The organism is Bdellovibrio svalbardensis (genome assembly GCF_029531655.1).
Taxonomy (GTDB): domain Bacteria; phylum Bdellovibrionota; class Bdellovibrionia; order Bdellovibrionales; family Bdellovibrionaceae; genus Bdellovibrio; species Bdellovibrio svalbardensis.
Genome location: NZ_JANRMI010000007.1, coordinates 17,559 through 30,570 on the forward strand (window position 1 = coordinate 17,559; position 13,012 = coordinate 30,570).

9 protein-coding genes are annotated in these 13,012 nt (G+C 46.0%); 2 read left to right on the forward strand and 7 right to left on the reverse strand.

Annotated features, from left to right (window positions below):
- Positions 1–2: 2 nt before the first annotated feature.
- The 4 genes from NWE73_RS17630 to NWE73_RS17645 all read right to left on the reverse strand — a co-directional run bounded on the left by NWE73_RS17630 (position 3) and on the right by NWE73_RS17645 (position 5,401).
- The gene (locus NWE73_RS17630) at positions 3–740 is read right to left on the reverse strand and encodes a lysophospholipid acyltransferase family protein (RefSeq protein WP_277579685.1); all 738 of its coding nucleotides are present in this window, start codon (positions 738–740) and stop codon (positions 3–5) included.
- A gap of 2 nt (positions 741–742) precedes the next feature.
- Positions 743–1,840: a TIGR04552 family protein gene (locus tag NWE73_RS17635; protein ID WP_277579686.1), complete on the reverse strand. Its 1,098-nt coding sequence runs from the start codon at positions 1,838–1,840 to the stop codon at positions 743–745.
- Positions 1,841–1,886: 46 nt separating this feature from the next.
- The gene (locus NWE73_RS17640; protein ID WP_277579687.1) at positions 1,887–2,516 is read right to left on the reverse strand and encodes a hypothetical protein; all 630 of its coding nucleotides are present in this window, start codon (positions 2,514–2,516) and stop codon (positions 1,887–1,889) included.
- Between the two features lie 203 nt (positions 2,517–2,719).
- Positions 2,720–5,401 carry a zinc-dependent metalloprotease gene (locus tag NWE73_RS17645; protein WP_277579688.1) on the reverse strand — a complete coding sequence of 894 codons (2,682 nt, stop codon included), beginning with the start codon at positions 5,399–5,401 and terminating at the stop codon, positions 2,720–2,722.
- A gap of 106 nt (positions 5,402–5,507) precedes the next feature.
- Here NWE73_RS17645 and NWE73_RS17650 point away from each other — a divergent pair, with 106 nt between their 5' ends.
- Together NWE73_RS17650 and NWE73_RS17655 are read left to right on the forward strand one after the other, a co-directional pair.
- The gene (locus NWE73_RS17650) at positions 5,508–6,872 is read left to right on the forward strand and encodes a peptide MFS transporter (protein WP_277579689.1); all 1,365 of its coding nucleotides are present in this window, start codon (positions 5,508–5,510) and stop codon (positions 6,870–6,872) included.
- A gap of 172 nt (positions 6,873–7,044) precedes the next feature.
- Entirely contained in the window at positions 7,045–7,485 is a 441-nt protein-coding gene (locus tag NWE73_RS17655; RefSeq protein ID WP_277579690.1) for a hypothetical protein, read from the forward strand.
- A gap of 85 nt (positions 7,486–7,570) precedes the next feature.
- Here NWE73_RS17655 and NWE73_RS17660 read toward each other — a convergent pair whose 3' ends face one another.
- From NWE73_RS17660 to NWE73_RS17670, 3 genes are all read right to left on the reverse strand, one after another.
- The gene (locus NWE73_RS17660; protein ID WP_277579691.1) at positions 7,571–9,721 is read right to left on the reverse strand and encodes a 3-hydroxyacyl-CoA dehydrogenase NAD-binding domain-containing protein; all 2,151 of its coding nucleotides are present in this window, start codon (positions 9,719–9,721) and stop codon (positions 7,571–7,573) included.
- A 178-nt stretch (positions 9,722–9,899) separates the two neighbouring features.
- Positions 9,900–11,243 carry a thiolase family protein gene (locus NWE73_RS17665; protein WP_277579692.1) on the reverse strand — a complete coding sequence of 448 codons (1,344 nt, stop codon included), beginning with the start codon at positions 11,241–11,243 and terminating at the stop codon, positions 9,900–9,902.
- 280 nt (positions 11,244–11,523) lie between these two features.
- A complete protein-coding gene (locus NWE73_RS17670; RefSeq protein WP_277579693.1) occupies positions 11,524–12,729 on the reverse strand; it encodes a trypsin-like serine peptidase in 1,206 nt (401 codons plus the stop codon).
- Positions 12,730–13,012 lie beyond the last annotated feature (283 nt).

Here is a 13,012-nt window from a genome sequence, read left to right on the forward strand (position 1 = left end):
AATTAGAAATCATCTCCATGGAAATATGGCGCCATGATCTGACGAACTTTCTCCTGAAGCAAAGGTCTTTGATCAATAGTGTAAGGAGTCGTATCCACAGCCGGCAAAACTTCCAAGGTGATTGTGCGCTTCCAGACACCCCAATTCGGAATATAATGACCCTTTGGTAAAATTGCGGCGGCCCCTTTGACAATCACGGGAACAATGGGCGCTTTGGCATTGATCGCAAAAACAAACGGACCGGATTTAAATGGCCCCAGGCTTTCAACTTCTTGGCGCGTTCCTTCGGGAGCGAGGGCAAAACGTTCACCGGCTTTGATGCGCGCTTCAGCAGCTTGATAAACCTTGAATACTTCCTCGCGGCGACTGCGCGCAATGGGAAGAATGCCCGCTCTTCTCATTCCTGCACCAAACACAGGAATTTTAAAAAGTTCGATTTTGGCTCCGAAACGAAAGCTTCCCAGCCAGCCATTCATGGCGAAAATATCAAAGAAGCTTGTGTGATTAAAGACATACAAGAAACCACCCTCCGGGCGATTTTCCAAACCCTTTACAACAACATTCACACCAAACAGTCGGCAGGAATTGCGAGTCCAAAACTCCACGATATGATCTTCGATTTTGCGATTGTTAAAAAGGATATTAACAATGACCAAAGAGCCCGCACTGGCCGCAGTCAAAAAGATAAAGATAATAACACCAATCAAAGATCGAGGATAAGAAAGCAATTTTAAAAACATGATTAACTCAATTCAGGAAATAAACGTTTGCGCGCCGCAATTCTTTGTCTTTCCTTGTAAGCTTGATGCTCTGAGGGGCCAGACAAAATACGCTGATGCGCCGATTGATCCATAATCTGAACTTCAAAAGGATAGAAGAAACTAAATGCCTCTTTGCTGCCTTGAGGTTTGATATGAATCAACTTACGGGAAATAAATTTAATAAAACGATAGTCTTCGCCAGAGAAAAAATTCTCCTTGCGCAGGAATTTTACCCCATCACCCATCTCTGCCAATTTCTGATCAAAAGCATCTTGAATGCTCTTCTCATCCAAAGTATCCAAACGATGGGAAAGATCATCGCAGACCTGCATGAAAACTTCGACTGGATAGAGGTTGTTCGAGCTTTGATCCGGCATGATGTGCGGAAAGCTGATAACATTCTGCTTGATCAAAAAACGTACGACTTGGAAAGTATCAAACAGATTGCGCGTGATAAAACGCACACCCAGTTTATCAAAGATCTTCATTGCCAAAGCGTCGGGCTTGGCCAAAAGCTTTATCACCGTGCTGGATGAAGTCTTAAATGGCTTCACTTCGAATCCAAGCAGCTCAATGGAATCCAGCTCTCCTGCAGGATCTTTCAAAACGGTTCTATGGGTGTTTCCATCATGCAGAATGCAGTCTTGAAACGGAGTCAAAATCTGCGACTGGATCTCTTCTGAAAATGAACTGAATAAATCATTTTCCGCATGCACAAAAACGTGCATACAACGAATGATCGCACAGGCCCAGCGCTGCATTTGAACTTGATCTGAATCTTGAGTGCTTGCGTAAATTAAAAGATTGCGAATATCCCCAAGCTGCTTGAGGTCTCTGAAAATATCAGGGATCTCAGCCTCATTGAATCCAAGCTTTTCAATCATCAAAACCAAAGCACGACGGTGGTAATAGCTTAGTTTTTCGACGTCACTTTTTTCATTGATATCAAAACCGTAGGAAAGAAGAAAAGCGCTGGCTGCGTCCAAAGTATGAATATTCAGCTTAGGAATATCGATGGCCGAATGACCACCTACGACTGAACTCAGAATAGAAGAATCGAATATGAAACGCTGAGGCATGCCCTTATCTTTGAGCGCGATAAGGGCTGAAGCAAGACGCGGTGCTTTACTTGATTAGAACCGCAGTAGGGATCGTAAATGTGCCTAAAGTTCCGCCAACTGGAGAGTATCCAGCAACAGCGACGTTATTTTGGAAATAAACTGAACCCGTTGCATTTGCACCATTCACTTGGCCGCTGATAACAAAGCTTCCATATGAGTCCGCGAATGTCACCTGGAATGAACCCGTATTGCGATTGTACATTCCACTCACCGCATTGGCGAATTGGATTTCATAAGCCTGGATTGTTTTGCCTTGGTAAACCTGACCCACCAAAGCATCGACAATTTGAATCAAGATGGATGATCCTGAGCTGACAACGTTACCGCTGCTATCAAACTTCAACGAAGCACTGAAATTCTTTTTGCAAATTCCTTGGAAGCTTTCCGGGCTGATCGTCGCAGAAACCAAAGCCAAGATTGCCTCATTAGTGGCTTGCAAAGTTCCGGTACCAGTTTGACCGTTACTGCAAGTTGCAGTGTTCTCTGGAGTTACTGAGCCACCACCAGAAGTGACTGCGCCACCACGACCCGCGACTCGAACTGTTGAGTCGTCCTTCTTCGCACATGCAGTCATTCCAAGGGAACCCGCAAGTAGCGCGCCTAGGATCATTTTAGAAAGGATTGATTGTTTCATGGTAGCCTCCTGCCAAAGTACTAAGGCAAGGCTTGGACCACGGGAAACCCAGTATATTGGAGATGGCACTGGAAAAGTGTTTCACCCTGAGACAAAGCGGCCTCAGGTGCCGCTTTCAGTACGCGACTGTCTAAATTCTTCGCAAAAGGTGCTCGCCGCAAAAGGTGCCAGGCACCTTTTGCTTCACTCGGCGCGTATAACCACTACTTCACTTGATCGAAGGCAGCAAGAACAGTGAGTTCTGAAGTCAGCCAGTAGCTGCCTTTAGCATCGATCAAACCTTTCGCCAACAAATCAGCTGGCAGGGTTTTTCTTTGCTCTGCTGGAAGCAAACTTAGATCTGCAACGCCCGCCTGCTTCAAGAAGTCATTCACAACAGCCGTCAATGAGGCTTTCACATTGGCTTTATTCAACTCCTGACCAAAGTTCAAACCTTGAGTCGAAAGAAGCTTTAATGAAGCCAGTCTTTCCTCTATCGTCAAGAAGCGCACCGGTAAGGTGACTGGAGTTTTTGCCTCGCCAACAACCGCCGTCAAAGTTTGACCGGCATTTTCAAGAAGCAAATCCAAAGACAACTGAGTCAAAGTCGCCGCTTCCTCGCTATTCACAAGTCCGTATGGCAAGACTGCTGTTACTTTAGTTTTCGAACCATCCTGCATTTCCACAACTTCGTTGTTCTTAGGCAGAAGAGCCTGTACTCCGGCGTAGACTACTTTCTCGTTCGCTTTAACCAAAGACTGGAAGAATGAGATCACCTTCGCGCGTTGTTCCGTGGTTAGAACATACTCACGACCTGAAAGGGTTTTCCCTTTATCCAAGTAACCACTTGCGATCAACGCATCGACTTGACGCTGAATCCACGTCGTATCAATAGTGCCATCGGTATTTCTTAGAAGGCCATTCAAGAGAGCTGCATATCCACCAGCAGCTTCCAGATCTTTATCACGTTGCTCTTTGAGGGCTGCATCCTGGCCATAACGAGAGTAAAGAACTTTACCTGCCTTGACATAGTCAAGTGACGCAAACGTGGCCGCTGGATTGCCATCTTTAGAATAGTCGAACAAAACCTGACTCACAAAACCCAACGGAGTCATGTCCGCTTTTGCCCATTTCACCGTGTCTTTCAGAACAGATTCCAAGTTATTTACCACATCAGGTCGATCCCCTGGATACATGCGACCGATAATAGATGCGAACAGAACATTGACGAGATTCTCTTTCTCATCTTTTGCATCCAGGTATTTTCTGAGCATTGGATTATTGCCGGCATCAAAACGTTCACAACCGTAAACGCTCAACCCCTGACTGTTGCCCAAGGCGATATCATCATCTGTGCAGTATTTTGAAACCGCTTCGCTCAAAGCACTGTTATCACCAGAGTAAGCCCAGTCCATCGCCATCTTATCGTAAGACAAAGCTGAATATTTAGTGCGCGCTGAAGACAGGATGTTATCGATACCGCTTACATAGTCCATAATGGACGTCGTCGTCTCAAGACCTGGATGCTCTTTGTCTTTCAAGTAAGTCTTAGCGGCTTCTTTAATCTGCTCTACAGAAACCTTGGAAGAGAAAGAACCCGCAAAATTATGGCGAAGACCGAAAGCATGTCCCAGCTCATGAGCCACCGTTGCACGAACGCTATCTTGAGCCAAACGAAGTCTTTGGGAGTCTGTGGCTTCACGAGCCAATTTATTGAGGTCCTTAAAAGTTTGTGAGAAATCACAAGCCACGGCTCCATTGACCACCACCGGAGCTTTGTCATTCAGATCAACGAGATCGGCGGAACCCACCTTCGTAAATACGGAGGGCATAAACACTTGCGCACGAAGAATCTCTCCCGTTAACGGATCCGATTGGCTGATCGCATAAGCTGCTCCTGCATCCAACCAGTCAATCCAACGAATCATGATGCTACGATCTTCAGGGTTGGCATCTTTGATCTGCACACCCGGCTCAACTTTAACAATCTCACGTCCAAAGACATGGTTCCAGTAAAGAGCGCCTTCAGTCACTGCCTGAACATAGTCTGCGGGAACGGAGGCCGAGATTCTGATTCTCACTGGTCCCTTGGAAGGGCTGAGATCCCATTTGGAAATAAGATTGGAGATCTCTTTGCTGTAGCCCTTCTTTGCGATCTTCGTCACAAAGAAACCCACGCGGCGAGAGGCATCGTATTCTTTGGGCTTGAATTCAGGATCCAGATTGTAGGAACGAATTTGCACGTTCATCAACAAGGTTTCCTCACGCGTATCAACGCCCAATTTTGATTTATCAGAACCGGCCTTAATAACGGTGCTTGGAACTTTGGAGATCTGCTCGAGCTCAATATTTTTATCGTCGAATTTAATATTACGAATAAAGGAGTCTGACACTGGGATTGTGCTGTAAGAGCTCTCCGTGAGATCGTTATTCATTCCGCGCACTGCATCGACATCATAGGAATTTTGCGCGATAAAACTTTTAAAGCCATCGCCCAAGTCAAAAGTGATAGACGTTTCATCTTCGCTGAGAATCGCAAAGCTTTGTATCAAATTGACCGTTTGAATCTCTTCGTAAATGCTGTTGTAGTTTTGCCCCAACAAACCAATCTTGGATCCGGATTTTTCAAAACTCACAACTTGAGGTTTTAGATCGTACCATTGCGGTGTCGATCCTCCGGTCTTCCCGGAAGCGATCAACAAAAAGATTTTACCTAAGGAAGATTTACTGATGGTAATGCAAGAAGCCTGGGTGCAATCCTGTGCTTTGGCTTTCGTGAAGTTCATGCTCATCTGAGCCGGCGCTTGCTTAGCTTCGACGATTTTAGTTTTTTCCTGCGTGCATCCTGTGAAAATCAATGCTGTAGACAAGGCGCTCAATACAAGGACGTGCTTATTTAATGCCACGATAGTCCCTCCACTTTTCAAGTGACATTTATGCCAAAGATTGTCCAAGATCTAAAGGGCCCTGAAAATAAGTTAAATTACTATAAAGAAACTCGACAGGAGAAGCATGGCACAGGCAACAGCGGAGAAGACTTTCTTTGGTCACCCTCGTCCACTTTTTACCCTCTTTCTAACTGAAATGTGGGAGAGATTCTCGTATTACGGCATGAGAGCCCTCCTGGTGCTTTACATGACTAAGTACCTTTTTATTGAAGCTCAAAATGGCCGACATATCTGGGGATTTGAAACTATTCAGTCCATGATTGTGAGTATGTTTGGCCCCATGAGCACCCAGGCACTTTCTTCTCAAGTGTACGGCCTTTATACAGGCTTGGTTTATTTCACCCCCTTTATTGGCGGGATGATTGCGGACAGATATTGGGGACAAAGACGTGCCGTTTATGTAGGTGGTATTTTAATGGCCATCGGTCACTTCCTGATGGCCGTCGAAAGCCTCTTCTTCCCCGCTTTGATGTTTCTTATTCTTGGCAATGGCTTCTTTAAGCCCAATATCTCCACACAGGTGGGTGGACTCTACCCTCAAGGGGATAAACGCCGTGATGGTGCCTATACGTTGTTTTACATGGGCATCAACTTGGGTGCGATCTTTTCTCCTTTGGTGTGCGGAACCTTGGGACAAAAAGTGGGATGGCACTGGGGCTTTGGGGCTGCGGGCGTCGGCATGATCATCGGCTTGCTAACTTATCATTTTGGCGGAAAAAATCTTCCTGAAGTGATGAATAAGAAAAGCATCCAGGAGATTGAAGCAAAGGCCCATCAGCCATTAACCAAATCAGAATGGACCCGCACCTGGGCTTTGACATTCTTGTGCTTGGTAACGATTTTCTTCTGGGGTGTTTATGAACAACAAGGAAATACCCTGCAGCTCTGGGCTGACCAAAGCACGGATTGGAACTTCTTTGGCTTTAATATCCCGTCCACTTGGTACCAAAGCTTCAATCCGTTGGTGATTGTGTTCTTTGCGCCGGTATTGGATCGCGTTTGGGCTTGGCAATCCCGCCGCAACCAAGAGCCCTCCACGGCGATGAAAATGGCCATCGGCTGTTTCCTGGGAACCGCGGCACTGTTGATCATGTATCTAGCGGCAAAAGCTGTTGGTGGAGGTCAAGGCAGCGTTCTATGGTTGCTGGGTTCGACGTTTATGCTCACCATTGGCGAACTTTACATCTCTCCTATTGGTTTGTCGTTGGTTACAAAAGTTGCTCCGGCAAAGATTGTTTCAATGATGATGGGAGTTTGGTTCTTGGCAACTTTCTTTGGAAACTATGTTGCCGGTTGGATTGGCTCTTATTACGAGAAAATGCCAAAAAACGAGTTCTTCCTATTCTTAGCCGTGTTGGCCTTGGTTCCGGGAATTCTGTTTGTGCTTTCTCACAAGGGACTTAATAAATCCCTCGGTAAAGACATCTAATTAAGACGATTTATAGCAAAAATATTCGCGTCGAATCCATCATCGGCGCGAATGATCCCCACCTCGAAACTCAGGGCACACATTGCAATATTAAAATTGTAAATTTCTTCCAGCCCAGTTCATTCATCGCTAAAGTTTTCCTTCCCCCAACAACTTCAAGAAGGAATTCGTCATGCGACCTGCACTTTTTGCCGCACCTATTTTCTCAATTTTAATCTTTTCATTGACTGCAAAAGCCCAACCTCTCGCTATCACAGATCTTCTGAAAAAGACCGACATGGTCGCAGTCTGCAAAACCGACAATGAAAATTTAGACCTCATTAAATTCTATGTGCACAAAACAAATCCCATGATCGTCGCACAGCTCAAAAACGACAATCAGGACAACTTCTATTCACTCACTCTAGAAGAGTCCAAAGACCTCATCACACTCACAACAGACAAAGAAATTCTCGCTATTGATTTCGATCTTTGGTTTAAAACGCCCGACTCCAAATTCACTGCACATTTCGACAAAGAAACCATCTACAACCCGGAAAGAAAGCACTTCTTCTCAACTCTCCATTTCGAAAACGGAACCACAATCGACCTTGCCTGCAAACGTGTGGAATAAAAAAAAAAGCCGAAGAGAAAACTCTTCGGCTTTTTTATTTACGCTGCGGCGAGCCTCAAAAAGGTACGGCGTACCTGTGAGCGCCCTACTTGTAGAACTTGGTGTTGGCTTTGGCCAAGTTTGTTAGAGGGGTTGCTGGTTTTAGGCGGGCGGCCTTGCGGCTGACTGCGTAGGTTGCCAGTTGATCTGCGACGTACTGAGTGCCTACTGAGTCTGCGTATCTTAGCAAGCCTCCGCGGAATGGTGGGAAACCTGTACCCATGATCATTGCGAGGTCTACTTCGTGAGGTGTTTCAACGATATGATCTTCCAACAAGGCTAGAGAACATTCGTTAATCATCGCGAAGACACCGCGTTCGATACACTCTTTTGAGTCATAAGGATTGGTTGCCGCGCCCAAACCTAGAGCTGCATAGACAGTTTGATCCACATCGCCGCGCTTACCGTCAGAACTGTATTGGTAGAAACCTTTTCCATTCTTTTTACCCAAGCGTCCAGAGCTGCCGAGTTGTTCCATCAAAGGAGCCAATTCGATTCTATCGCCGAAAGATTTTTTGAAGATCTTCAAAACTTTGATACAAACATCAAGACCGACTTCGTCCATCAACTCAAAGGGCCCCATTGGCATTCCGAACTCTTTGACGTAAGCCTTATCGACCGCTTCAATGCTCATACCTTCTTGCATCAAGAACGCCGCCTCGCCCATATAAGGAAGAAGCAAACGATTGACCAGGAAGCCTGGTCCGTCTTTCACCACGACAGGCATTTTACCCATACGTTTTGTTAACTCGAAGATCGTCGCGATTGTTTCGTCAGAAGTTTTTTCGCCACGGATTACTTCCACCAACGGCATTTTATTCACCGGATTGAAGAAGTGCATACCTGCAAAATATTCTGGACGAGGATGACCTTTGGACATTTCAGTCACTGACAAAGAACTGGTGTTCGTTGCGATGATCGCGTCTGGGCGCATTTGACCTGCACACTCACCGATGACCTTTTGTTTGATACCCATATCTTCAACGATTGCTTCAACGACGACATCCAGATTTTTGAATCCAGAGTAATCCGTTGAAACTGAAACCATGTCCATTTTTTGTTGGAACTGATATTTGTCGATAGATTTGCGTTTCAAAAGCTTCATCCACAAATCGCTTGCATGCTTCAAGCCCTTACCCAAAGCATCAGAACTCAAGTCCTTCATGCGAACCTGGATTCCTTTATCGGCAGCGACATAAGCAATACCACCACCCATGGTGCCTGCACCCAAGATACCGATTGCTTTAACATCCTTCGGTTTCACTTGAACGCCCGTCACACCCGTTTGCTTTTTAACCATTTCAGTCAAATAGAAAACGCTGATCAGGTTTTTAGAGATATCCGTCACGCCAAGCTTACAGAAACCTTCGCGCTCAATACGCATACCTGCTTCACGATCCGACATGCCATAAGTTTTTTGGATCACTGCCAAAGCTTCAAGCGGAGCTGGGTAATGACCTTTCGTTGCCTTGATCACACCTTCGCGAGCCTTTTTAAAGACAATTCCGCGTCCCACGCCTTCAAGAACTTTATTAACAAGGCCTTTCGCCGCGAATTTCTTACGACGTTTTTTAGCACCGCCAGCGATAATCTCTTTAGCCCATTTCATGGCTTGTTCATCCAAAAGATTTGGATGAACAACTTTATCGACAAGACCGATTTTTAACGCCTTCTTTGCATTCACTGCTTTGCCAGCAAGAATGATATCCAATGCCGCCTGCAAGCCGATCATGCGAGGCATGCGTTGAGTTCCGCCAAAACCTGGCAAGATACCCAATTGGATTTCTGGAAGACCGATCTTTGTTGAAGAGTCTTCTGAAGCAATACGATAGTCACAAGACATGATGAACTCACAACCACCCCCCATACACGCACCGTTAACAGACGCGATAGTAGGGATTTGAAGATCTTCCACCATATTCATGATTTCCTGACCACCTTTAACAGCCGCTTCAAACTGTTCTTTTGTGGTCATACTTTTAATTTCTTCGATATCTGCGCCAGCAATAAAAATCTTTGGCTTATTAGACTTGAAGATCACAGCTTTGTAAGAAGACTTTTTCAGCTCTTCCAAAACTTCTTTAAGTCTTGTCATCACAGGAGTGGAAAATTTATTAACTTTCTCACCCACGAGATCAAACTCAACAACCGCAACATCCCCTTGAGGTACAATCTTAATACTTTCTTGAATAGACATTATGAAACTCCTAAAGCTGCAAAAATAAAAAAACTAAAAAATCCCCGCATAACGGAACCGATCAAAACGGTCCGAGCGCAAGGCGGAGGGTTCTTCGCGAAACGCTGGCGTGGCAGCGCCACGTCGGAGTGAAGCGAAGGGCCCGACAACGCAGTCGATCGGGCCGTTTTCATCGGTTCTACCCTTCATTCTCCAAAATCATAGATCCACCTTGACCGCCACCGATACAAAGTGTCGCCAAGCCGAATTGAGTGTTTCTGCGTTTCATTTCTTTAGCCAATGTCAGAACAATACGAGTGCCTGTTGCACCCACTGGGTGACCAAAGGCAATCGCGCCACCATTTACATTCAAGATATCATCACTGATCTCACCCACTTTGGAAGCGAGGCCCAGTTTTTCTTGAGCAAATTTGTCAGATGCCATAGCTTTTTGGCAGGCCATCACTTGCGCCGCAAAGGCTTCATTCAATTCCACAAGGCCGATATCCTTCAATGAAAGACCCGCACGTTTCAATGCCAACGGCGTTGAGTACGCAGGACCCAGTCCCATGCGCTCTGGCTCAAGACCCGCGAAACCGTAGGAACGAATTGTCGCTAGTGGCTTGTAACCCAATGACTCTGCTTTTTCACGAGACATCAAAAGCACCATCGCGGCCCCATCCGTGATCGGGCACGAGTTGCCGGCAGTGATTGAGCCCGTGGCTTTATCAAAGAACGGTTTCAACTTCGTCAAAGCTTCAATAGTTTGTGATTCACGAGGACCAATGTCCTCTGAAATCACTTCTTTGTATTCCGGCGCCAGATAGACCGGAGTGATTTCTTCTTTTAAGCGACCTTCTTTCATCGCCTTTGCAGCTAGCAAGTGAGAACGCAATGCAAACTTATCCTGCATTTCACGAGACAAGCCCCATTCTTTAGCCAAGATCTCTGCTGTTTGCCCCATGTTAATACCGACAAAAGGATCTGTCAGTCCCAACATAACGGCGATCTGCGGGAAATACTCATCCTTCATGTTTCCCTGAAGCAGCGCTTTGATTTGTTTCACGTCCGCTTTAAAGAGCGACCACAGCAGAGGCAAAGCTTGCTTTGGACCTTTTGCTGCGAAAAGTTTTTCGTAAATTTCCTGGAACTTTTTCGGCTGAAGAGTCGGCATTTGCGACATGCTCTCTGTACCACCGGCAAGCACAACATCCATTGTTCCCGATTTGATCTTTTCAAAACCATTCGAAATGGATTCCAATGCAGACGCACAGTTTCTATGAACTGTGTAAGCCGAAGTTTTCAACGGAATGCCCGCATTCAAAGCGACCACACGTGAGATATTCACGGCATCCGCAGGATTTCCCGTGTTGCCGATAATGACTTCATCAACTAGGTTCACATCTAAATTCGTTTGCGCAATCAATTGCTTCAAAGCAACTTTGCCCAAATCTGCGGGGTGTACTTTTTTAAGTTTTGTTCCAGCTTTTGCGAAGGGAGTGCGAACTCCTTCAACGAGAACCACATCGCGTGGTGACTTCATAGAAACTCCTAGTTGCTAAATTGCACAAAGATTATGTAAACATTGAAAATCGTAGCACTTTTCGGCAGATCCACAAAAGAAAAGAGAGGCAGATATGAGAACCTGGTCTAGGTTACTCACAACCTCGGCGTGGTCTAGGTATTCTATGTTATTAAAATTTCGACTGTAAACGCACGAAATAGAAACAGAACTCTATTTGTGAGCGTTCTTCGTTCTTAGGGGGGCGGTCTTTTTTTGGGAGTTTTCCACTCAGAGAGGAGGCGGTTTCAGCTCTGACTCACTAGGGTTTGCAAGTCAGATCACGAACTTCGATGCCCTTTGCGAAAACATCTTCGCCAAGATCGACCTTCAACATGTATTCAGGGCGACCTTGAATGTAAGCCAAAGAGTCCCCCTTCCACAGCAAACCACCGTCCGCCTTGGCGGTAAAGAAGTAGTATTCGATCCCAGGGAAAGTTCTCGCCAGTTTAATAGTTTCACCGGCTTCAACTTGCACCCATTGAGCAGACTGAATCCATTGATTCTCTGCTGATAAATAGCGAACTGCCACTTTGGCTTTCGTCGCTTCCGGGCATGAGTTGCGAACATAGATCTCGACTGTTTCAGGGAGATTGTTCTCCAAAACTGCCGTCGTCGAATCCGCTTGATCATTGAGCCAGTTTTTTAGCTGTGCAAAAACCTCAGATGTGATGGCCACGCCACCATTGTAATTTTCCATTCCTGGTTTATCTTCCTGACCCCAATCCAAAACACCAACAATGATGCTTCCTGAATTGTCAGCTTTGGGAACGCGCAGGGCACTGCCCGACATCCCATGAAACGAATCGCATTGAAATTGCCACTGCGAACCTCGACGCTCCATAGGACAGTTCACATCCCAGAGAGTGCCGCGATCCTTATCCCCCGGATATCCCGAGATCGACACCGCCGAGTAGGCATTTACTTGTGCATCCACCGTCGAAAAACCCAGCCACCCCAAACGCTCACCGACCTTATCTTTCAAGACGATAATCGCATAGTCATAGGCGTAAGCTTCTGGCGCTTTTGATTTTTGAGCGAACTCTAAATATCTCTGAGGAACATAGACCCGCTCCCAATCTACCGGATCAAAAGTCATAATGTTCTGTCCCGTCTGACCGGGAATGAACTTTAAATCATTGATCCACATTTTCGTTTCAAGATTATAAACACAATGAGCGGCCGTCAGCACATAACGATCCCCTACCAAGGTTCCCGTACAGCTGCCGAGCTTTCTGCCCGAAGTTTCTATATGTCCGATTGTTCTTAGGGGAAATCCCGTTGAATCCTGAATTTGTTTGCGAAGAAATTTCCCTGGAAGAGCCTGTCTTTGACCGGGCTTTGCGAAACGCCCCAAACTGCCTACAAAAGAGGCCGTTTGTTCTTGAGCAAGAGCTGACTCCATAGCAATCGTTTGCCACAAAATAGCCAGCAAACAAACCACAATGAAGGCACGACAAATTCTCATAAGTTGCTCCACAATTGTCATGGATGTCTCCCAAAGACGAAACCAGAGGTGACACCCAGAAAACACCGAATATAAAGCATGCCCGCTCCATTCTAAAGAGCCACTCTTCGACCCTCCATATTCTTCCTGATTGTCGAGATTTTGGACGCCTCCCCAGAAGGTCTAAGGCCTGAAGTGTGGTTAAATTGCCTCACAGCATCACCCTTTACCCCCCGCGCCAACAGCCCCCATTCATTGACCCCCTTGACCCCCATCCGTTAGAGTAAGAGCACTTGTTACCGAA